This window comes from Aquabacterium olei (assembly GCF_003100395.1).
GTDB lineage: Bacteria > Pseudomonadota > Gammaproteobacteria > Burkholderiales > Burkholderiaceae_C > Aquabacterium > Aquabacterium olei.
Genome location: NZ_CP029210.1, coordinates 2,298,058 through 2,319,525 on the forward strand (window position 1 = coordinate 2,298,058; position 21,468 = coordinate 2,319,525).

The 21,468-nt window shown below is 66.2% G+C and carries 20 protein-coding genes and 1 tRNA gene; 5 read left to right on the forward strand and 16 right to left on the reverse strand.

Annotated features, from left to right (window positions below):
- Positions 1-40: 40 nt before the first annotated feature.
- The 3 genes from DEH84_RS10345 to DEH84_RS10355 form a co-directional block, all read right to left on the reverse strand.
- Positions 41-853 carry a polysaccharide deacetylase family protein gene (locus DEH84_RS10345; protein ID WP_109036783.1) on the reverse strand — a complete coding sequence of 271 codons (813 nt, stop codon included), beginning with the start codon at positions 851-853 and terminating at the stop codon, positions 41-43.
- A gap of 37 nt (positions 854-890) precedes the next feature.
- Positions 891-1,865: a YncE family protein gene (locus tag DEH84_RS10350; RefSeq protein WP_179950634.1), complete on the reverse strand. Its 975-nt coding sequence runs from the start codon at positions 1,863-1,865 to the stop codon at positions 891-893.
- Positions 1,866-2,032: 167 nt separating this feature from the next.
- Entirely contained in the window at positions 2,033-2,845 is an 813-nt protein-coding gene (locus DEH84_RS10355; RefSeq protein WP_109036785.1) for a TIGR00266 family protein, read from the reverse strand.
- A gap of 237 nt (positions 2,846-3,082) precedes the next feature.
- Between DEH84_RS10355 and DEH84_RS10360 the strand changes: the two genes are divergently transcribed.
- Genes DEH84_RS10360 through ubiE form a run of 3 tightly spaced genes read left to right on the forward strand, consistent with a single transcriptional unit; the run spans position 3,083 to position 6,282 of the window.
- Positions 3,083-4,279, forward strand: coding sequence for a GGDEF domain-containing protein (locus tag DEH84_RS10360; RefSeq protein WP_109036786.1), 1,197 nt, complete (start codon positions 3,083-3,085; stop codon positions 4,277-4,279).
- Positions 4,255-5,541 (forward strand): BaiN/RdsA family NAD(P)/FAD-dependent oxidoreductase, encoded by a 1,287-nt coding sequence (locus DEH84_RS10365; RefSeq protein WP_109036787.1) that lies wholly within the window; start codon positions 4,255-4,257, stop codon positions 5,539-5,541. The genes DEH84_RS10360 and DEH84_RS10365 overlap by 25 nt, the downstream gene beginning before the upstream one ends.
- A 9-nt stretch (positions 5,542-5,550) precedes the next feature.
- Positions 5,551-6,282 carry a bifunctional demethylmenaquinone methyltransferase/2-methoxy-6-polyprenyl-1,4-benzoquinol methylase UbiE gene (gene ubiE / locus DEH84_RS10370; RefSeq protein WP_109036788.1) on the forward strand — a complete coding sequence of 244 codons (732 nt, stop codon included), beginning with the start codon at positions 5,551-5,553 and terminating at the stop codon, positions 6,280-6,282.
- 105 nt (positions 6,283-6,387) lie between these two features.
- On the opposite strand, the gene DEH84_RS10375 is transcribed toward ubiE, so the two are convergent.
- Complete coding sequence (locus DEH84_RS10375) at positions 6,388-6,975, reverse strand: chalcone isomerase family protein (protein WP_109038328.1); 588 nt, start codon at positions 6,973-6,975, stop codon at positions 6,388-6,390.
- 137 nt (positions 6,976-7,112) lie between these two features.
- On the opposite strand from DEH84_RS10375, the gene DEH84_RS10380 reads away from it, so the two are divergent.
- Entirely contained in the window at positions 7,113-7,928 is an 816-nt protein-coding gene (locus tag DEH84_RS10380) for a MerR family transcriptional regulator (RefSeq protein ID WP_109036789.1), read from the forward strand.
- Positions 7,929-8,019: 91 nt separating this feature from the next.
- On the opposite strand, the gene DEH84_RS10385 is transcribed toward DEH84_RS10380, so the two are convergent.
- The 11 genes from DEH84_RS10385 to aceA all read right to left on the reverse strand — a co-directional run bounded on the left by DEH84_RS10385 (position 8,020) and on the right by aceA (position 19,183).
- Positions 8,020-8,096 (reverse strand) — tRNA-Pro (locus tag DEH84_RS10385).
- Positions 8,097-8,171: 75 nt separating this feature from the next.
- Positions 8,172-8,684: a MerR family transcriptional regulator gene (locus DEH84_RS19450; protein ID WP_425428950.1), complete on the reverse strand. Its 513-nt coding sequence runs from the start codon at positions 8,682-8,684 to the stop codon at positions 8,172-8,174.
- A 44-nt stretch (positions 8,685-8,728) separates the two neighbouring features.
- Positions 8,729-9,088 carry an integration host factor subunit alpha gene (locus tag DEH84_RS10395; protein ID WP_109036790.1) on the reverse strand — a complete coding sequence of 120 codons (360 nt, stop codon included), beginning with the start codon at positions 9,086-9,088 and terminating at the stop codon, positions 8,729-8,731.
- A gap of 22 nt (positions 9,089-9,110) precedes the next feature.
- Positions 9,111-11,540: a phenylalanine--tRNA ligase subunit beta gene (gene pheT, locus DEH84_RS10400; RefSeq protein WP_109036791.1), complete on the reverse strand. Its 2,430-nt coding sequence runs from the start codon at positions 11,538-11,540 to the stop codon at positions 9,111-9,113.
- 42 nt (positions 11,541-11,582) lie between these two features.
- On the reverse strand, positions 11,583-12,608 hold the full coding sequence (gene ahr, locus DEH84_RS10405) for an NADPH-dependent aldehyde reductase Ahr (RefSeq protein WP_109036792.1): 1,026 nt from the start codon (positions 12,606-12,608) through the stop codon (positions 11,583-11,585).
- A 100-nt stretch (positions 12,609-12,708) separates the two neighbouring features.
- Entirely contained in the window at positions 12,709-13,758 is a 1,050-nt protein-coding gene (gene pheS, locus DEH84_RS10410; RefSeq protein WP_109036793.1) for a phenylalanine--tRNA ligase subunit alpha, read from the reverse strand.
- A 112-nt stretch (positions 13,759-13,870) separates the two neighbouring features.
- Positions 13,871-14,230: a 50S ribosomal protein L20 gene (gene rplT / locus DEH84_RS10415; protein ID WP_058089095.1), complete on the reverse strand. Its 360-nt coding sequence runs from the start codon at positions 14,228-14,230 to the stop codon at positions 13,871-13,873.
- A gap of 62 nt (positions 14,231-14,292) precedes the next feature.
- A complete protein-coding gene (rpmI, locus tag DEH84_RS10420) occupies positions 14,293-14,496 on the reverse strand; it encodes a 50S ribosomal protein L35 (protein WP_028601240.1) in 204 nt (67 codons plus the stop codon).
- A 209-nt stretch (positions 14,497-14,705) separates the two neighbouring features.
- Positions 14,706-15,254 (reverse strand): translation initiation factor IF-3, encoded by a 549-nt coding sequence (infC, locus tag DEH84_RS10425; RefSeq protein ID WP_109038329.1) that lies wholly within the window; start codon positions 15,252-15,254, stop codon positions 14,706-14,708.
- 352 nt (positions 15,255-15,606) lie between these two features.
- The gene (thrS, locus tag DEH84_RS10430; RefSeq protein WP_109036794.1) at positions 15,607-17,526 is read right to left on the reverse strand and encodes a threonine--tRNA ligase; all 1,920 of its coding nucleotides are present in this window, start codon (positions 17,524-17,526) and stop codon (positions 15,607-15,609) included.
- 340 nt (positions 17,527-17,866) lie between these two features.
- Complete coding sequence (gene aceA, locus DEH84_RS10435) at positions 17,867-19,183, reverse strand: isocitrate lyase (RefSeq protein WP_109036795.1); 1,317 nt, start codon at positions 19,181-19,183, stop codon at positions 17,867-17,869.
- Positions 19,184-19,502: 319 nt separating this feature from the next.
- Here aceA and aptA point away from each other — a divergent pair, with 319 nt between their 5' ends.
- The gene (gene aptA / locus DEH84_RS10440) at positions 19,503-20,813 is read left to right on the forward strand and encodes an omega-aminotransferase AptA (RefSeq protein WP_109036796.1); all 1,311 of its coding nucleotides are present in this window, start codon (positions 19,503-19,505) and stop codon (positions 20,811-20,813) included.
- 88 nt (positions 20,814-20,901) lie between these two features.
- On the opposite strand, the gene ppa is transcribed toward aptA, so the two are convergent.
- The gene (ppa, locus tag DEH84_RS10445) at positions 20,902-21,435 is read right to left on the reverse strand and encodes an inorganic diphosphatase (RefSeq protein WP_109036797.1); all 534 of its coding nucleotides are present in this window, start codon (positions 21,433-21,435) and stop codon (positions 20,902-20,904) included.
- Positions 21,436-21,468 lie beyond the last annotated feature (33 nt).

Genomic DNA, 21,468 nt, shown 5'->3' on the forward strand with positions numbered 1-21,468 from the left:
CATGAGGGGCACAGAAGATCAGGAACGATGACACAACGGCTCACTTCGGGGCGTCGCCGACACGGCCGTACACCGGATGCGCCCGCAGCGTGACAAAACACATCCCCCGCGCCTGCAGCCCGGTGATGAGCGGCTCGAGCACGGCAGGCGCCCACGGGTCCTGACGCGACCAGATGCCGAGGTGCATCATCAGGATGTCACCCGACCGGATGCGGGCCAGGGCCTGGCGCAGCAGGGCGTCATTGGGGTAACGGTCGCTGGGCAGCTCGTCCCCCAGAAAACCTGCGTCGGACCAGCCCACGTGCTGCCATCCGCACGCCGCCGCCGCGCGCAGCAAGGCGGGCGACGTCTTGCCACCGGGAGCCCGGAACAGGGCGCGCATCGATCGGCCGGTCTGGGCGGCAAAGCGCTGCGCTGGCGCGGTCAGTTCGGCGCAGTAGGCAGTGGCGTCAACCCGCTGGCGCTCACCCCGGCGTGCGCCCGCCGTCGCCTGCATGGTGAAGGCGCCATCCGGCCGGTCAGCCCGCCAGACGAGGTGGTTCCAGGTGTGCGAGCCAAAATCATGGCCCTGTGCCGCCAGCCGCTTCCAGAACGACGCCCAGTGCGGGTCGAGCGTCTCGCCGGCCGGCCGGTCTCCCACCGTCTGGGTGGCCTCGTTGGCCAGGAAGAACGTCGCCTTGACGCCGTGGCGGTCCAGCGTGTCGGCAATCAGCTCGGCCACGCCCATGTGCCCGGTGTCGATGGTCAGATAGACCGGTTTGCTGCAGGGGGCCCGCTCGGGGCCGGCGGCAGCCACCGGGGCGTGGCAGGCCAGGGCCGCAGCGGAGAAAAGCACGGCGTGCCCAGCCCGCATCCGGACACCCGGGCCCGCAGCGGGGCGCTGCGTCCGTTCACTGGCGCGGCGCATGGTCCAGGGTCCATACCCCGTGCGGCGAGCGACCCACGGGCACCTGCCGCACGACCTTCTTCTCGACCGTGTCGATGAAGGTCACCTTGCGCGCCCAGCGTGAGGTGACCAGGATGGTGCGGCCATCAGCCAGCACGTCCATGCAGTCAGGCCCGCCCGGTGCGGGGTAGTCGGCCGCCACACTCATGGTCTGCATGTCGATCTTGCTGATGGTGTTGGCCACCCGGTTGCTGACCAGCACATGGCGGCCATCGCCCCAGGCACGGAAGGCGTGCGCCCCCGCGCCGGTGCGGATGCGCTTGCGCAGAACCGGCCGCGGGCCGGCCACGTCATAGACCTCGACAAAGCTGTCGCCAGTCAGTCCGATCATGAGCAGGCGGTCACCTGGCGCGATGTACACGTCCGCCGGCATCTTGCCGACCGCAATCTTCCAGCGAGGCGCCTGGGTCGCCAGGTCGATCGCGATCAGTTCATCGCTGTCCTGCATGGTCACGTAGGCCACGGTGCTGCGGCTGTCGATGGCGATGTGGCTCGGCGTCCTGGCCGTCGGGATGCGTTTGGCCAGCGTCAGCGCCAGCCCGCCCCCAGGCTTGAAGACCGCCCGATAGATGTCGACATGGTCGAGCCGGTTGGCAGCCGTCACGAACCACTTCATGTCGGGCGAGAAGCGGATCTGATAAGGATCGGCAATGCCTTCGAGCACGCGCTGCACCGCGGCCGTCCGCGGGTCGATCAGCGTGAGCGAGTTCGACAGCGCGTTCGCCACCAGCAACGACTTCTCGTCGGGCGACAGATAGAGGTGATGCGGCTCCTTGCCCGTCGGGATGCGCTGAACCTCGGTGAACGTCACGGGGTCGATGACGCTGATGGTGGCATCGAGCGAATTCAGGGCAAAGATCGGGGCAGGCTGCCGCGGCTTGGCCGGTGTGGGGCCCGCCGCAGGCGCCGCGCTCGCCATGCCCAGGGTCGAGGCAGCCAGCGCAATCGAACAGAACAGCACGGCCCTGCGGCCGGCTGCACGAAAGAAGGGAGTCATCAAAGTCGTCGCTGCGATAGGGCCGCGCAGTGTAAGCGGCCGCCCGGGGCGGCCACCTGCCCCAGCTCAAGGCCGGGGTTTGCAGGGGATCATTCGTCGTCGCCGCCCAGCACCGAGCCCAGCAGGCCGCCGGCGCCGAAGCCGCCCAGCATCGAGCCTTCCTCGCGCGCACCGCCTCGCTGAGGCGCTGCGGCAAAGATGCGCGAGGCCAGACGCGACAGCGGCAGGCTCTGCAGCCAGACATGGCCGGGTCCCGTCATGCGGGCCAGGAACAGCCCTTCTCCGCCAAACAGTGCCGTCTTGATCTTGCCCACGTACTGGATGTCGAAGTCCACGCCCGGCGTGTAGGCCACGACGCACCCCGTGTCGACCATCAGCGACTCACCCGCCTTCAGTTCACGGCGCACCACGGTACCGCCCGCGTGCACGAAGGCCATGCCGTCGCCCTCGAGCTTCTGCATGATGAAGCCCTCGCCGCCGAAGAAACCGGTGCCCAGGCGCTGCTGCACGGCAATCCCGAGGGACACGCCGCGCGCAGCGCACAGAAAGGCATCCTTCTGGCAGATCAAGGTGCCGCCCAACTGGCGGAGGTCCATCGGCAGGATCTTGCCCGGATAAGGCGCGGCAAAGGCGACGCGGCGCTTGCCCGTACCCTGGTTGGTGTAGACGGTGGTGAACAGGCTCTCGCCCGTAATCAGGCGCTTGCCCGCCCCCAGCAGCTTGCCGAAGAAGCCGCCGCTCTGCTGTGCGCCATCACCGAACACCGTGTCCATCTCGATGCCCGCGTCCATGAACATCATGCTGCCGGCTTCACCGATGGCCGCCTCGCCAGGGTCGAGTTCCACCTCGACGAACTGCATTTCAGCGCCTTTGATCTCGTAGTCCACCACGTCCATGGCCATGCTTGGTGCTCCTTAAATCACTGTGAAGTCAATCGGTGTTCGCGCGAGGGCCCGGGTCAGCGTGGCCGGGGCCGTGCGTCGTGCGCCGGCCCCTGGAAACTGCGGGCCGTGCCGCCCACCGGCCCTTGCACAATGCACGATGGGCCTCGGGCCGCCGCGAACAGACGCCGATTGTGGCCGAGATCGCCTTGCCCTTCGTGACGCCAGGGCCCGTACACCGCCAACTTGCCACACCCCATGGATTCGTCCCTGTTCGAGCTGCATCTGCCCACGCTGACTGTGGTGGTCTGCCTCGTGCTCATCACGGCCGCCGCGCTGATGACCCTGGTCGGGCTGACGCAACGCGTCTACCGCGGCTTCTGGTGGTGGACCACCGCCCAGTGGCTGACCACGCTGAGCCCCGTCTGCCTGCTACTGCGCGATCTCAGCCCATGGATGCTGCCGCTGTCGGCGCTGCTGTCACTGCAATGGCCGTTGATGATGCTGGCCGGACTGCGGCGCTTTCATGCCCGCACCCGCTTTCCGATGCCGGGCTGGGCCGACCCGGTCCTGCCGCTGCTCGGCACCGCCGCCTATGCCGCCGTGTGGGCGCGTGACGCCAGCGACATGGCTGCCCGCGTGGCGGTCTTCAGCCTGTTCAACGTCGCGGGCTATCTGTACGCCATGTGGCACGTGCAGGCCATCCCGGGGTGGCGACTCAGCCCCTATCTGAAGGCGGTGCGCCTGTTCCTCATCGGCGGGGCCGTGCTCCAGGCGCCGCGCCTCGTCACCGCCATGCAGAACTGGGGCATTCCCCTGAGCGATCCGCAGCACATCCAGCAACCGGCCGTGCTGCTGGGTCTGGTCGTCGCCGTCATGGTGTCGGTGTACATGTGCCTGCTGCTGACCTACGAGCGCACCGAGCAGGAGCTGCGGGAGTCCCACCGGCAGCTGCGCGAACTGGCCGACATCGACATGCTCACCCAGGTGCCCACCCGACGGCATTTCAATGAGATCGCCGGGGCAGCACTGCGCCTGTCGCGCCCCGAAAGCGCCGTCGTCCTGCGCATCGACATCGACCATCTGCGCCAGCTCAATGACCTGCACGGCCATGCGGCGGGCGACGAAGCACTGAAGCTGGTGGCCACGCATGCCCGCGCCCTGCTCGGCGAACGCGATGTCATCGGGCGCATCGGAGGCGACCAGTTCGTGGCCCTGCTGCCGGACATGGCGCTGCAGGATGCACTGCACCTGGCGCGGCGCCTGGTGCGCACCGTGGCCCAGGCCCGTGAAGCCCGCGGCCTGCCCGGCCTGAGCCTCAGCTTCGGCATGGTGAGTGTGCGCGAAGGTGAAACGCTCGCGGCGGCCCTCACCCGGGCCGAACAGGCGCTGAAAGCAAGCCAGCACGACGAGGGGCGACAATCCCGCCCATGCAGAGATTCGATGTCGTTGTGATCGGGGCCGGTGCGGCCGGGCTGTTCTGTGCCGGCGCGGCCGGTCAACGCGGGTTGCGTGTGCTGGTGATCGACCACGCCGCCAAGGTCGCGGAGAAGATCCGCATCTCGGGAGGCGGGCGCTGCAACTTCACCAACCGCGAAGCCACGCCGGCCCAGTTCCTGAGCGAGAACCCGCACTTTGCGCGCTCTGCACTGGCCAGCTACACCCCGCAGGACTTCCTGGCCCTGGTCGAGCGCCACGGCATCGCCTGGCACGAGAAGCACAAGGGCCAGCTCTTCTGCGACCGCAGTGCCGACGACATCATTCAGATGCTGCTCAAGGAGTGCGACGCCGGCCAGGTCACCCGATGGCAGCCGTGCTGCGTGCGCGATGTGCGACCCGCGCCCGACGCGGCAGCGGGCCGCCCACGTTTCGAGCTCGACACCGACCGCGGCCCTGTCGGCGCACACCACGTGGTCGTCGCCACCGGCGGGCTCTCCATCCCGAAGATCGGAGCAACCGACTTCGGGCAGCGCCTGGCCGAACGGTTGGGCCACCGCATCGTGCCCCTGCGCCCTGCGCTCGTGCCCCTGACCTTCGACCCCGCCGTGTGGGCGCCCTTCGTGCCACTGGCCGGCGTCTCACTGGAGGTCACCGTCTCGACGCCCATGCCCGAGGCCCTGCAGGCCAAGCGTCGCAAGGCGGCCCCCGCCAGCTTCGTCGAAGACCTGCTGTTCACCCACCGCGGTCTCAGCGGCCCGGCCATTCTGCAGATCTCCAGCTTCTGGGTGCCTGACGAAGCCCTCACCCTCGATCTCACGCCTCAGCGCGATCTGGCCGTGCTCCTCAAGCAGGCCAAGATCGGCTCGCGCAAGCAGCTGTCGACCGCGTGGGGGATCGCGCTGGGTGAAGCCGTCCCCCAGCGCCTGGCGCAGACCTGGCTGGCCACGCAGGCCCATGCCGTGCCGACCCTGCGCCCCGACGCCCTGCTCGCCGACCTGCGTGACCGCGACCTCGAAGCGCTGGGCCAGGCCGCGAACCAGTGGACCATCGTTCCCAACGGCACCGAGGGGTACGCCAAAGCCGAGGTGACAGCCGGGGGAGTGGACACGCGTGAACTGAGCTCGCAGACCCTGGAAAGCCGTCGGGTGCCCGGGCTGCATTTCATCGGCGAAGTGGTCGACGTGACGGGCTGGCTGGGCGGCTACAACTTCCAGTGGGCCTGGTCAAGCGGCATGGCCTGCGCGCGGGCGCTCGAACCCGCCCCCGCCGCAGATTAAGATGCGCACATGAGCAGCACGCATTTCGGTTTCCAGCAGGTCGACGAGTCGCAGAAGGCAGAACGCGTTCGCGGGGTGTTCGACTCCGTCGCCAACAAGTACGACGTCATGAACGACCTGATGTCGATGGGCCTGCATCGCCTGTGGAAGGCTTACACCATCGCGGCCAGTGGCGCACGCGAAGGTCAGAAGGTGCTCGACATTGCCGGCGGCACGGGCGATCTGTCCGAGGCCTTTGCCAAGCGCGTCGGGCCCACCGGCATGGTGGTGCACACCGACATCAACGAAGCCATGCTGAGCACCGGGCGCGACCGCCTGCTCAACAGCGGGAAGGCCCTGCCCACCGCGCTGTGCGACGCCGAGAAGCTGCCCTTCCCCACTGGCACCTTCGACATCGTCAGTGTCGCCTTTGGTCTGCGCAACATGACGCACAAGGACCTCGCGCTGGCTGAAATGTGCCGCGTGCTCAAGCCGGGCGGCCGCCTGCTCGTGCTCGAGTTCTCGAAAGTGGCCAAGCCGCTGGAGAAGGCTTACGACTGGTATTCGTTCAAGGTGCTGCCCCGCCTCGGCCAGATGGTCGCCGGCGACGCCGCCAGCTACCAGTATCTGGCCGAATCGATCCGCATGCACCCGGATCAGGCCACGCTGAAGGCCATGATGAAGACGGCCGGCTTCGGTCACGTCGATGTGCACAACATGACGGGTGGCGTGGTGGCCCTGCACATGGGCATCAAGTGCTGAGGCGGCCTGGGCGCATCCTGCCCACCACACCATGACAAACGGGCGCCAAGGCGCCCGTTGTGCTTTCAGGGGCGCAGCACACGTGCCGCCCAGCCCTGACCGACCTCAGTCGGCGCCCAGCATGCGGGCGCGCAGGTCGCCGTCGGCGGGCTTGTCTCCCAGCCAGATCTTCAGGAGTGCGCGATAGAAATCCTCGCCGGGAACGTCACGCATGACGGGGCGACCCGAGAGCGTGATCCGCGTACCGGTGCCCGGCAGGTAGTCGAGCTGGATCATCGCGCCTTTGCGGGCCTCGCCCAGCGCGATCATGGCTTTCTCCAGCTCGTCGATGCGAGCCTGGAGCGCCCCGCGCTCGGACTCCGTCGTGTTGGCCTTGATGCCGTCCACCAGCGACTCGCCCAGCTTGTCGGCTGGCACATCGCGCAACATCACGATCTGGATGCGCTTGGGACCACCCTGAGCCAGCACGCCCGCCGTCGTGGCCTCCTTGCGCGGCAGGTACAGCGCCACCGCGTACACCTTGATGATCATCTTCACGCGCATGCCCGCGCCATTGAGCACGAGGTTCTGGCCAGCCACGGCATGCGTGTCTTCAAACCGGGCTGCGCCCACCTCACGCACGGCCAGCGCCGAGTTCGCGGTGAAGGTGAGGCAGGCGACCAGGGCCGCCGTGGCAAGTCGGGAACGGTTCATCGTGATGAGATCCTTTTTGAGGTTGATCGCGGGCAACCGGGGTTCCCGCCGCCGCGATTCATACGGCAGTTCGAATGTTACATTACACCTGCAACATAGCACCAGTATGATGCGGGACGGTTCACCAATCGTGTCCCATGTCACAAATCGACGCCCGTCGCCAACCCCCCCGTTCTGCTGCCCGCAGCCCCGTCGACATGACGGTGGAGGTGCTCTCTGCCCGCACGGGCGTGAGCGTGCGCAACATCCGCGCATACCAGACGGCGGGGCTCATTCCCCCGCCGCGTCTTCGCGGCCGGTTGGGGCTGTACGACAGCGAGCACCAGGGCAAGCTGGAGCTGATCCGCGATCTGCGCCAGCAAGGCTTCCGACTCGACGCCATCAAGGACATGCTGGAGAACACGCCTGAAGGGGCGTGGTCGGAGTACGCACTCATCAGCGAACTGTTCTCCACCACGTTCTTCACGGTGGAATCGCCGGCGCGCAAGCACATTGCCGAGATGGCGGCCAACTGGGGCGCGACCGCCACGCCCGAACAACGCGAACGACTGAGCCGCAACGGCCTGTATCGGCGCGTCGGTGACACCGACGAGTTCGAGATCCTCAGCCCGGCGCTCGAACGCATCGGCGTGCAGCTTGCCGAACTGAAGGTGCCTCTGGACACCGTGCTCGACTTGCAGGACGCCTTGATTGAGCACACCCGCGCCATCGCGCAGGCCTACGTGCAGCAGGTGTTCCTGGCACAGATCAAGGGGCTGGCGCTTCAGGCACACCGAGGCGAAGGTGGCGCTGCGCGCCGCGGCCTGCCGGAACTCAGCGCCATGGAGGAACTGAAGGCGCTTTTCGAGCGCCTGCGCCCGCTGGCCATCGGGTCGATCAGCGCCGCCTTCCCGGTGGTGCTGCAGCAGGAGTTCGACCGCGCGGTCAATGAAGAGCTGAAGCGCAAGCCCTGACCCCAGGCGTCTTCGGGCACCGGAGCGCGCTTCACGCAGCCTGAAAAGACAGAAAGCCCAGCAGATTGCTCTGCTGGGCTCATGTCGTTCTTGGTCGGGGCGGCGGGATTCGAACTCGCGACCCCTTGCACCCCATGCAAGTGCGCTACCAGGCTGCGCTACGCCCCGACGAAGACTTAGATTATGTCACGGTTCGAAAACCGAAATCAAGCTGCGTTGCAACATTCCCACAATGCACCGGCCTCACCCCAGCAGGTCCCGGATGGACTGCAGCGCCTCGCGCAGGGCGTGCGCGCTGTCGGCGTCCAGCTGGTCGAAGGCAGCCAGATCGGGCGGCATCCACCCCCCATCCGCGACCGCCACATGGCTGGCCTGCAGGGCCCGCGCCGCGCGCGCATCGGCACCCGCAGATGCCCAGCCCTGGCTACCAGCCAACGCACGGGCCGACGCGCTTGGCAGCTCGGGTTCGGGAAGCGGCGCGGCAGCCAACGCCCCCATGTCGGCCAACTGGTTGCGCGCCCCACTGATGGTGAAGCCCTGCTCATACAACAGCTCGCGAATCCGGCGGATCAGCAACACCTCGTGATGCTGGTAGTAGCGGCGGTTGCCGCGCCGCTTCATCGGCTTGAGCTGGACGAACTCCTGCTCCCAGTAGCGCAGCACATAGGGCTTGACCAGGCACAACTCGCTGACCTCACCAATGGTGAAGTAGCGCTTGGCCGGAATCGGCGGCAAGACACTGTCGACGCGGTCCATGGCTCCCATTGCTCAATTCGCCCTTCGGACAAAGGCCACAGACTTTACTCCATGTCCCCTTCGGACGGCACATCCCCCTGGACCATGCCTTTGAGCTTCTGGCTCGCATGGAAGGTCACCACGTTGCGCGCAGCGATGGGGATGGACTCACCCGTACGCGGATTGCGCCCCGGGCGGGGTGCCTTGCGACGGATCTGGAAATTGCCGAAGCCCGACAGCTTCACGTCCTGACCGTCGACCAGCGTGCCATGCACCAGCTCGAAAAAGGCCTCGACCATGTCCTTGGACTCGCGCTTGTTCAGGCCGAGACGCTCGAACAGCAACTCGGCCAGCTCCGCCTTGGTCAGCGTCGGCGTCTCGATGGTGGGCAGCAGGACCGTCAGGTCGCTGAGCTTGTCGTTCATCCCGGGTCTCCCTCGTCCGGTGTCAACCGCGGACGCGCGCGCCCACGGACGCCGCCAGCGCGGTCAGCACGGCCTTCATGGCGCCGTCGATCCGCTCATCCGTCAACGTCTGCTCATCATCGCGCAGTTCCACACGCACGGCGAGACTGCGTTCGTCGTCCGCCATCCCCTGAACGCTGGTCTTCGGCTTGTAGATGTCGAACAGACGAGCCCCCTTGACCAGGCCTTCGGTCGGCGCTGCGGTGATGGCCTCGATCAGGGCGGCGTGGGCCACATCGTCCTTGACCACCAGGGCCAGATCCCGGAAGACCGACTGCATCTTGGGCACGCTGGTGAACGACGGCACCACGCGCGCGGCCAGTACGTCGGCATCCAGCTCGAACAGCACGGGCGCCAACGGCAGGTCGTAGCTCTGACGCCACTTGGGGTGCAGCTCACCGATCACGCCGACGTCGCGGTCATCGACCCACACCCGAGCGCAGCGGCCCGGGTGGAAGGCCGGATGCTCGACCGCCTCGAAGCGCGCCTGACGCGGGGCCAGCAGCGCCTCGACGTCGCCCTTCACGTCGAAGAAATCGACGTTGCGGCTGGGCACGCCCCACTGCAGGGCCTCAGCCGGACCATAGGCCAGGCCCGCCACCTTCACGGGCTGATTGAACCCGCCCACGGTCTGGTCGCTGTCGACCACGCTGGCGTCGCGGCGGAACACGCGCCCCACCTCGAACAGGCGGACGCGCTCGGCCTTGCGGGCGAGGTTGGTGCGCAGTACCTCGACCAGGCTGCCGACGAGCGTCGAGCGCATCACGGCCAGCGGGGCCGCGATCGGGTTCAGCACCTTGATCGGGTCGGCATTGCCGGCGAAGTCGGCTTCCCAGCGGGCCTCGACGAAGCTGAAGGTGATCGCTTCCTGGTAGCCACGGGCGGCCACGGCACGGCGCAAGGCATACAGGCTGCGTTGCGCTTCCGGGCGCACCTCGGACACCACCGGGGCCTTGGGCGCGCGCTTGGGCAGCTTGTCGAAGCCGATCACGCGCACGGCTTCCTCAATCAGGTCTTCCTCGATCTGGATGTCGAAGCGCCAGCTCGGCGGCGTCACGGTCAGGTGCACGTCGCCTTCGACGGCGCTGGCGGTGAAGGCCAGGCCCAGGCGGGTGAAGACGGTCTCGACCTCCTCGCGTGACACCGGCATGCCGATCACGCGCTGAGCGCGCGACAGGCGCAGCGTCACCGGCTGGCGTTCAGCCTGGCGCACGATCTGGTCGTCCACCGGGCCGGCCTCGCCACCGCAGATGTCGAGGATCAGCTGCGTGATGCGCTCGAGGTAGGCCACGGTCGGCGCCGGGTCCACGCCGCGCTCGAAGCGGTGCGACGCGTCGGTCGAGAAGTTGTAGCGGCGTGCGCGGCCGGCAATCGCCTTGGGCCACCAGAAGGCCGACTCGAGGTAGACATTGCGGGTGTCGTCGCCCACGGCCGTGGCATCACCGCCCATCACACCGGCCAGCGACTCGACCTGGGCGTCGTCGGCGATCACGCCCACCTGCCCGTCCAGCGCCACGGTGTTGCCGTTCAGCAGCTTGAGGCTTTCGCCTTCACGCGCCCAGCGCACGGTGATGCCGCCCTTGACCTTGTCCAGATCGAACACGTGCGAGGGCTGGCCCAGCTCGAACATCACGTAGTTCGAGATGTCGACCAGCGGCGACACCGAACGCTGGCCGCAGCGCGCCAGGCGCTCGACCATCCAGTCGGGCGTCTTGGCCTGCGGGTTGACGCCGCGGATCACACGACCGGCAAAGCGGCCACACAGGTCCGATGCCTCCACCTTGACGGGCACGGTCGCGTCGATCGCAGGCTTGACGGGCTCGATCGCCGGCAACGTCAGCGGCGCGCCAGTCAGGGCCGAGACCTCGCGGGCGATGCCGGCCACGCTCAGGCAGTGCGCCAGGTTGGGCGTGAGCTTCAGCGTGAACAGCGTGTCGTCGAGCTTCAGGTGCTCGCGGATGTTGACGCCCACCGGCGCGTCATCGGCCAGGATGTGCAGGCCGCTGGCCTCTTCGGAGATGCCCAGCTCGCGTGCCGAACACAGCATGCCCTGGCTTTCGACGCCCCGCAGTTTGCCCAGCTTGATCTTGAACACCTTGCCGTCGGCGCCCGGGGGCAGCTCGGCTCCCACCGTGGCGCACGGCACCTTGATGCCCGGGCGCACATTGGGCGCGCCGCACACGATCTGCAGCACCGCGCCCGTGCCGGCGTCCACCTTGCAGACGTTCAGGCGGTCGGCATCCGGGTGCTTGGCCACTTCCAGCACGTGGCCCACGACCACACCCGTGAACGGCGGGGCGACCGGGTCCAGTTCCTCGACCTCCAGACCGGCCATGGTCAGCAGATCAGCCAGTTGCTGGGTGGTCAGGTCGGGGTTGCAGAAGCTGCGCAGCCAGGACTCAGGGAATTGCATGTCAGGGATCCTTGGGGAATCTTTTTTGGTGAGCCTGCCTTGTCAGGCGAAGTCGGCGTCCAGCACCACGCGGTAGCGGGCCTTGCCGGCGCGCAGGTGGTCCAGCGCATCGTTGATGCGGCTCATCGGAAAATGTTCGGTTTGCGGGGCGATGCCGTGGCGGGCGGCAAACTCCAGCATGGTGTCGATGTCCTGACGCGAGCCCGTGGGCGAGCCCGACACCGAGCGCTGCCCGCCGATCAGGGCAAAGGACTCGACCTCCAGCGGCGCGGGCAGCACGCCCACCACGTGCAGGCGGCCGTTGGGCGCCAGCGTGCCCATCAGCGCCTTCCAGTTCAGCATCGCGTTGACGGTGACGATCACCATGTCAAGGCGGCCGGCAATCGACTTCATCGACGCGGCGTCCACACTGGACACGACCTTGTGCGCGCCCAGCGACAGCGCCTCGTCACGCTTGGACTCGCTCGAGGTGAACGCCGTCACCTCGCAACCCCAGGCGCGGGCGAACTTCAAGGCCAGGTGGCCCAGGCCGCCAATGCCCACCACGCCCACGCGGTGCGTCGGCTTGATGTCGAAGTTCAGGAACGGTGAGAACACGGTCAGGCCGCCGCACAGCAGCGGGCCGGCATCGGCCGGGTTGACGCCCTCGGGAATCGGCGCCACCCACAGCCAGTGCGCGCGCACGCGCTCGGCGAAGCCGCCGTGGTGACCGACGATGGTCGGCACCCCGGCACGGCACATCTGCGGCTCGCCGCTCAGGCAGGGCTTGCAGGTCTGGCAGCTCTGCGCCATCCAGCCCAGGCCGACCTTCTGGCCCAGCTTCAGCCCCTTCGCATTGGCACCCAGGGCCACGACACTGCCGATCACCTCGTGGCCGCCGACGACCGGGTAGCCCGAAAAGCCCCACTCGTTGTCGATCATCGACAGGTCGGAGTGGCACAGGCCACAGTGCTCGACGCGGATCTCGACTTCCTCGGCGCCCAGCGGGCCCGGGTCGTACGAAAACGGCGTGACCGGGCGTGTGGCTTCCTGAGCGGCCCAGGCGCGGATGGTGGTCGAAGTGCTCATGTCGGCGATCCTTTCAGTGAGGCGGCTGCCGGGTCATGCCGGGTGGCCAGGGAACGGGCGGGAGCGGAAGCGGCATCGCGGCAACGCGACGCCGGACAGGTCACTGGAACTGCTGCAGGAAACGCAGGTCGCCTTCGTAGAACAGGCGCAGGTCGTTCACGCCGTATCTCAGCATGGTCAGGCGGTCCGGACCCAGACCGAACGCAAAACCGATGTAGCGCTCAGGGTCCAGGCCGAAGTTGCGCACCACGTTCGGGTGCACCTGCCCTGCCCCACCGACTTCCAGCCAACGGCCCTTGAGCGGACCGGAGGCGAAGGCGATGTCCACTTCGGCAGACGGCTCGGTGAACGGGAAGAACGACGGGCGGAAACGGATGTCCAGCGCGTCGGTCTCGAAGAAGGTGCTGAAAAAGTCGCTCAACACCGCCTTCAGGTCGGTGAAGCTCACCGACTCGCCGATCCACAGGCCTTCGCACTGGTGGAACATTGGCGAGTGCGTGGCGTCGCTGTCCACCCGATAGGTGCGTCCCGGTGCGATGACGCGGATCTCGGGAATGCGTTCACCACGGGCCAGCTCTTCGGCATGCGCCTTGACGTGCTGCACGGCGTAGCGCACCTGCATCGGGCTGGTGTGCGTGCGCAGCAGGTGACCGCCTTCCACGTAGAAGGTGTCGTGCATCGAGCGCGCCGGATGGTCTTCCGGCGTGTTCAGCGCGGTGAAGTTGAACCAGTCGGCCTCGATCTCGGGGCCATCGGCCACGGCAAAGCCCATCGACCCGAAGATGCCTTCGATGCGCTCGATGCTGAGCGACACCGGGTGCAGGCCACCCTCGCCACGACGCCGGCCCGGCAGCGTCACGTCCAGGCGCTCGGCCTGAAGCTGCTGTGCCAGCTCGGCATCGGCCAGCGCCTGACGGCGGTCGTTCAGCAAGGCTTCCACGCGCTGCTTGGCCTGGTTGATGGCGGCGCCGCGGGTCTTCTTCTCTTCGGGGCTGAGCGCGCCCATGCCCTTGAGCAGGTCGGTCAGACTGCCGGACTTGCCCATGAACCGGGCCTTGGCGTTTTCCAGGTCGGCGGGGGTGCCGGCCGCGGCAAAGGCATCCTGGGCCGATTGCACCAGGGCTTCGAGGTCGCTTTGCGGGTCGTTCATCGTGTCGGGTCGAAAAAAAAGGCCAACTTGACGTTGGCCTTCAGGTCACTTGCGCACGCCCGCCCGGCTGAGCCGGTGGGGCTGTGTGCGGTGCATCGTGCTGTCTGAAAGATCAGGCAGCCAGTTGAGCCTTGGCCTTTTCAACGATGCTGGCAAAAGCTGCCGGATCGTTGACAGCCATGTCGGCCAGCACCTTGCGGTCGATCTCGATCGACGCCTTCTTGATGCCAGCGATGAACTTGCTGTAGGTCAGGCCCAGAGCGCGGCTGCCGGCGTTGATACGGGCAATCCACAGGCGGCGGAATTCGCGCTTTTTGGCACGGCGGTCACGGTAGGCGTATTGGCCTGCCTTCATGACCGCCTGCTTGGCGATGCGGTAAACGTTCTTGCGGCGGCCGCGGAAACCCTTGGCCAGGGCGAGAACCTTCTTGTGACGAGCGCGGGCGGTAACGCCACGTTTGACGCGAGGCATGGATGACTCCTTCTGCGTTGACTATCTAAACCAGAGACCTTGAGACGACTGACTTGCGCGGCTTACAGGCCGGCGAAAGGCAGCATCTGGGCCATGTGGCCCATGTTGGTCTCGTGCACGTTCACAGCGCCGCGGAGCTGACGCTTGTTCTTCGTGGTCTTCTTGGTCAGGATGTGACGCTTGAAGGCTTGACCGCGCTTGACGGTGCCACCCGGACGCACGCGAAAACGCTTCTTCGCACTGCTCTTGGTCTTCATTTTGGGCATGTTCTGCTCCTTTTGAATTGTGTCTGCCAGGCGCCGCGAAATACCACTTCCGCGTCTTGATGGCCTGCAGTCACTTTGAAGCGGCCGCCGGTGACCAGACCGACTGCCGTTGCGCACCAGACCACCACACGGACAGACCTGATACGCGCCGCCGAAGCAATCACGCCCCGGCGAAACCTCGCATTGTAGAAGAAATTCAGCCCACTGGCTTACTTCTTCTTCTTCGGGGCCAGAACCATGATCATCTGGCGGCCCTCGAGCTTGGGCATGTTCTCGACCGTCGAGCAATCCGTCAGGTCATCGCGCACCCGCTCCAGCAGGCGCATGCCCAGTTCCTGGTGCGTGATCTCGCGGCCGCGGAAACGCAGCGTGACCTTGCCCTTGTCACCGTCCTCGAGGAAGCGGCGCAGGTTGCGGAGCTTGATCAGATAGTCGCCTTCGTCGGTACCCGGGCGGAACTTGACTTCCTTGACCTCGATCACCTTCTGCTTGAGCTTGGCGTCGTGGGCCTTCTTCTGTTCCTGGTACTTGAACTTGCCGTAATCCATCAGACGGCAGACCGGCGGATCGGCTTGAGCGGCGATCTCCACCAGATCCACGTCGTGCTCGGCCGACAGGCGGAGCGCTTCCTGGATGCTGACGATGCCCAGCGGCTCGTTCTCCGGTCCGTTCAGACGGACTTCGGGGGCGGTGATTTCGCGATTCAGCCGGTGCTTGCGCTCATCATTGCGCGTACGGCGGTCAAAGAAGTTAGCGATGTCGGTTTCCTTCAGGCCCGGCGTTGAAATCGCTCGAACCAATGGTCAGTGAACACGCGCCCGCAGCGGACCGTGGCCGACCGTTCGTTTGCCAACGAAACGGCCATGCTCCAGCCTGACTGGCGATGTCTGGATCGAGCTTCATGGGTGAAGTCATCAGCGACATCGCGCCGAGGTTGTGACGCCCCGGGCGCGCACGAAGACCAGACACAAGGCACCGTGGATGGGTGCAATGCGAGACCGTAGCGGACGATCGCGCCGTCTGACCTTTGCGCGCGAGATTTTACATGAGCGCAGGGCGTTGCACCAAACCAACGCCCTGCGGCCATCCCGATTAAGCCCGCGGGACGGCTCAACGGCGCTCGGCGACCGCCTGTTCAATCGTCGAAATCAGCTGCTGGAGCGGCATGACGCCCAGGTCCTGATTGCCCCGGGCGCGCACCGCCACCGTGCCTGCCTCACGCTCCTTGTCACCCAGCACGATGAAGTACGGCGTCTTCTGCATGGCGTGCTCGCGGATCTTGTAGGTGATCTTCTCATTCCGAGTATCGAGCTTGGTGCGGATCCCAGCCTTGGTCAGCGCGGCGGCCACTTCGCGTGCGTAATCGGCCTGGGCGTCGGTGATGTTGAGCACCACCGCCTGCACCGGCGCCAGCCACACCGGCAATGCACCCGCATGCTGCTCGATCAGGATGCCGATGAAACGCTCGAGCGAACCCAGGATCGCACGGTGCAGCATCACCGGGTGCTTGCGGTCGCTCGCCTCGGTCACGTACTCGGCCCCCAGGCGCTCGGGCATCGAGAAGTCGACCTGGATCGTGCCGCACTGCCAGTGGCGGCCCAGTGCGTCCTTCAGCGTGTACTCGATCTTCGGGCCGTAGAAGGCGCCATCGCCCGGGGCGATCTGGAATTCGCTGCCGGTGGCCTTCAGCGAGGCCATCAGCGCCTGCTCGGCCTTGTCCCAGCTTTCATCCGAGCCGATGCGCTTCTCGGGCCGCGTGGCCACCTTGTAGATGATGTCGGTGAAGCCGAAGTCCGTATAGACCTTCTGCAGCAGCGCCGTGAAAGCCACGCACTCGTCCAGGATCTGGTCTTCGGTGCAGAAGATGTGGCCATCGTCCTGCGTGAAGCCGCGCACGCGCATGATGCCGTGCAGGCCACCCGTGGGCTCGTTGCGGTGGCACTGGCCGAACTCGCCGTAGCGCACCGGCAGGTCGCGGTAGCTTTTGATACCCTGGTTGAAGATCAGGATGTGGCCGGGACAGTTCATCGGCTTGAGCGCGTAGTCACGCTTTTCCGACTCGGTGGTGAACATGTTCTCGCGGTACTTGTCCCAGTGGCCCGTCTTCTCCCACAGCGCCTTGTCGATGATCTGCGGACCCTTGACCTCCTGGTAGCCGTTGTCGCGGTAGACCTGGCGCATGTACTGCTCGACCGCCTGCCACACCGTCCACCCCTTGGGGTGCCAGAACACGACGCCCGGCGCGTGGTCGTCGATGTGGAACAGGTCGAGCTCGCGACCCAGCTTGCGGTGGTCGCGCTTCTCGGCCTCTTCCAGGCGGGTCAGGTACTGCTGCAGGTCTTCCTTGCTCGTCCAGGCCGTGCCGTACACGCGCTGCAGCTGCTCGTTGCGGTGGTCGCCACGCCAGTAGGCACCGGCCACCTTCATCAGCTTGAAGTGCTTGAGCTTGCCGGTGCTGGGCACGTGCGGCCCGCGGCACAGGTCGGTGAAGCCGCCTTCGCTGTAGAGCGACACGTCCTGATCGGCCGGGATGCTTTCGATGATCTCAGCCTTGTAGTGCTCGCCCAGGCCCTTGAAGTAGCTGACGGCCTCGTCACGAGGGAGCACCTTGCGCTCGACCTTCTCGTCCTTCTTGGCGAGTTCTGCCATCTTCTTTTCGATGGCAGCCAGGTCTTCTGGCGTGAAGGGGCGTTTGTAAGCGAAGTCGTAATAGAAACCATCCTCGATGGTCGGGCCGATGGTGACCTGCGCCTCGGGGAACAGCTCCTTGACGGCATAGGCCAGCAGGTGGGCCGTCGAGTGCCGAATGATGTCCAGGCCATCGGCGTCCTTCTCGGTCACGATGGCCAGCTGCGTGTCGGCCTCCATGCGGTAGGAGGTGTCGACAAGTCGGGCGGCATCGCCCTGCCCCACGCGGCCCGCCAGAGCGGCCTTGGCCAGGCCAGCACCGATGGAGGCAGCCACTTCTGCCACGGTCACGGGGCCCGGGAACTCGCGTTTGGAGCCGTCGGGCAGCTGAATCGAAATCATCTTGGTGTCCTTGTGTGGAAACGTGCCGCCCCACAGCTCCGGGCAGGCAAAAAAAAGCGCGGTGGTTGCCGCGCTTTCCTGGATTCAGGGGAAAAAGGTACAGGTGTGCGAAAGCAGCGGCCAGCCGACTAGACCTCGGTCGAGGTAAAGGGGGTCGAAGTTCGCGGTGTCATAACCGTGCGTGCCTTTCTACGGTCCTTACGTTGGGCCACCCCGCGGGCAGCTTGCTAGACGCTCGATTATACGGGCGCACCAACGGAAACGGCGCCCTGAGGGCGCCGTTGGCGTCGTTCCTGACGGGGGGAAGGCGCTCGCCGCCGGCGAGCCCCTTCTACACCGATCAGTGGAACTGCTCTTCTTCGGTCGAGCCGGTCAGGGCCTTCACAGAAGACGAACCACCCTGGATCACGGTGGTCACGTCGTCGAAGTAGCCAGCGCCGACTTCCTGCTGGTGCGACACGAAGGTGTAGCCCTTTTCGCGAGCAGCGAATTCCGGCTCTTGCACCATTTCGGTGTAGTGCTTCATGCCTTCGCCGCGGGCGTAAGCGTGGGCGAACTGGAACGTGTTGTACCAGTTGATGTGGATACCAGCCAGCGTGATGAACTGGTACTTGTAGCCCAGGGCCGACAGCTCTTCCTGGAACGAAGCGATCTGCGAGTCGTTGAGGTTCTTCTTCCAGTTGAAGGAAGGCGAGCAGTTGTACGACAGCAGCTTGCCGGGGCAGGCGGCGTGCACGGCTTGAGCGAACTCACGGGCGAAGCCGATGTCAGGCACGCCGGTTTCACACCACACCAGGTCAGCGTACGGAGCGTAGGCGACACCGCGGCTGATGGCTTGCTCCAGACCGTTCTTGACGCGGTAGAAGCCTTCTTGCGTGCGCTCGCCGGTCACGAACGGCTTGTCGTTGTCGTCGCAGTCGCTGGTCAGCAGGTTGGCGGCTTCAGCGTCGGTACGGGCCAGAACGATGGTGGGCACGCCCATCACGTCGGCAGCGAAACGCGCAGCGATCAGCTTTTCAACGGCTTCGCGGGTCGGGACCAGCACCTTGCCACCCATGTGACCGCACTTCTTCACAGCGGCCAGCTGGTCTTCGAAGTGAACGCCGGCAGCGCCCGAAGCGATCATGTTCTTCATCAGTTCGAAGGCGTTCAGCACGCCACCGAAACCGGCTTCCGCGTCAGCGACGATGGGCAGGAAGTAGTCGATGAAGTTGTCGTCGCCGGGGTTGATGCCACGCGACCACTGGATTTCGTCAGCACGCTTGAACGTGTTGTTGATGCGGCGAACCATGGTGGGCACCGAGTCGTACGCGTACAGCGACTGGTCGGGGTACATGGTTTCCGAGGTGTTGCCGTCGGCGGCGACCTGCCAGCCCGACAGGTACACGGCTTCCAGACCAGCCTTGGCCTGCTGCATGGCTTGACCGGCGGTGATGGCGCCGAAAGCGTTCACGTAGCCCTTCTTGGCACCGCCGTTGACCTTTTCCCACAGCTTTTCAGCGCCGCGCTTGGCCAGGGTGTACTCGGGCTGCATGCTGCCGCGCAGGCGAACCACGTCAGCTGCGGAGTAGCCGCGCTTGACGAGCTTCCAACGGGGGTTTTCGGCCCAGTCCTTTTCCAGGGCAGCGATTTGCTGTTCACGGGTGAGTTGAGTCATGGAGATCTCCGGGGTAGAAGTGCGTGAATACAAGGTGCAGTTTAGCGCGAATCGGGTGCGCCAGTAAAGACTTATGTCTTATATAAGACAGCACTCTGATGCTGTGAACGCGTGTGTCCGTGTGCGCCGCCGCATGATGACGCGAATTTGCAACAACCTGATGAAGAGAGCGGGTCGATGGCACGACACGGGCCGGCCGGAGGACCGAGGCACGTCGGGCAAGGCCGCTCGCGCAGATGGTGAAAAAACGGCAGGATGTGATGCAGCAGGCCGCCCCAGGGCGGCCACCTGTCACGCCTTCTGGACAAAGGACGCCACGATGCAACCGAACCTCGACGCTTTCTGGATGCCGTTCACCGCAAACCGGGACTTCAAGCAGGCCCCTCGCCTGCTCTCGAAGGCCAAGGACATGCACTACTGGACGCCGGAGGGGCGCGAGGTCCTGGACGCCACAGCGGGTCTGTGGTGCGTCAACGCCGGACACGGCCGCCCACGCATCGTCGAGGCCATCGCCCGCCAAGCAGCCGAGATGGACTTCGCGCCGCCGTTTCAGATGGGGCACCCGCTGGCGTTCGAGCTGGCCGACCGGCTGCAGCACCTCACGCCGCCCGGGCTGAACCGCTTCTTCTTCACGAACTCCGGCTCGGAGTCGGTGGAGACGGCGATGAAGATCGCCCTCGCCTACCACCGCGTGCGGGGCGAGGCGCAGCGCACCCGCCTGATCGGGCGGGAGCGGGGCTATCACGGGGTCAACTTCGCCGGCACCGCGCTCGGCGGCATGGGACCCAACCGCAAGCTCTTCGGCAGCAGCGTGGCCGGCGTCGACCATCTTCGCCACACACATGACCTGACGCGCAACGCCTTCACGCGCGGCCAGCCCGAGCACGGCGCCGAACTAGCCGACGACCTCGAACGCCTGGTGACGCTGCACGATGCGTCGACGATTGCCGCCGTGATCGTCGAGCCCATGGCTGGCTCCACCGGGGTGCTGTTGCCGCCGAAGGGCTACCTCGAGCGTCTGCGCGCCATCTGCGACAAGCACGGCATCCTGCTCGTCTTCGACGAGGTCATCACGGGCTTCGGGCGGCTGGGTGCCCCGTTTGCCGCACAGAAGTACGGCGTGGTGCCCGACATGATCACCATGGCCAAAGGCATCACCAACGGGACGATTCCGATGGGGGCGGTCGCGGTGCGGCAGGAGATCCACGACACCTTCATGCAAGCCAGCGGCCCGGGCATCGAACTGCCCCACGGCTACACCTACTCCGGCCACCCGATGGCCTGCGCCGCAGCCCTCGCCACGCTGGACACCTACGCCGAGGAAGACCTGCTCACGCGCGGCACACGGCTCCACGGTGCGCTCGAAGAAACGGTTCATGGTCTGCGTGACCTGCCCCACGTGGTGGACATCCGCAACACCGGGCTGGTGGCGGCGATCGAGTTTGCGCCGCGCGCGGGTGCCGCGCCTGGCCGCCGTGCCTTCGAGGTCTTTCTGGGCTGCTTCGAGGCCGGCGTGCTGGTGCGGGCCGCGGGCGACAACATCGCGATCGCGCCCCCGCTCATCGTGAGCGAGAGCCAGCTCGCCCAGGTGGCAGACACGCTGCGCCGCGTGATGTCCCAGCTGACCTGAGGCGCGCGGGCAAAAGAAAAGCCGCCCTCGCACGGAGAGGCGGCTTTTTTACGCCCGGCACCCCCCGAGGGGGCGCCGCAGACAGCGATCAGTGCTGCTTCTTGAAGGCTTCCAGGCCGGTCGTGACTTCGGCCTTGGCCGCGTCGATGCCATCCCAGCCCACGACCTTCACCCACTTGCCGGGCTCCAGGTCCTTGTAGTGCTCGAAGAAGTGCTTGATCTGCTGGACCAGCAGCTCGGGCAGGTCTTCCAGCTTCTGGATGCCCTTGTACATGGCGCAGATCTTCTCGGTCGGCACGGCCACCAGCTTGGAGTCACCGCCGGCCTCGTCTTCCATCTTCAGGATGCCCAGCGGACGGCAGGGAATGACCACGCCGGGCTGCAGCGGGAACGGGGTCACGACCAGCACGTCGACGGGGTCACCGTCGGCGGCGATCGTCTGGGGCACGTAGCCGTAGTTGCACGGGTAGTGCATGGCCGTGCCCATGAAACGGTCGACGAACACGGCGCCGGTTTCGTGGTCGATTTCATACTTGATCGGATCCGCGTTGGCCGGGATCTCGATGATGACGTTGAAGACGTCGGGTGCCTTGGCACCGGCGGGGACATTCAGCAGGCTCATGATGGTCTGATCACAAGGTTGGACATTCGGGCG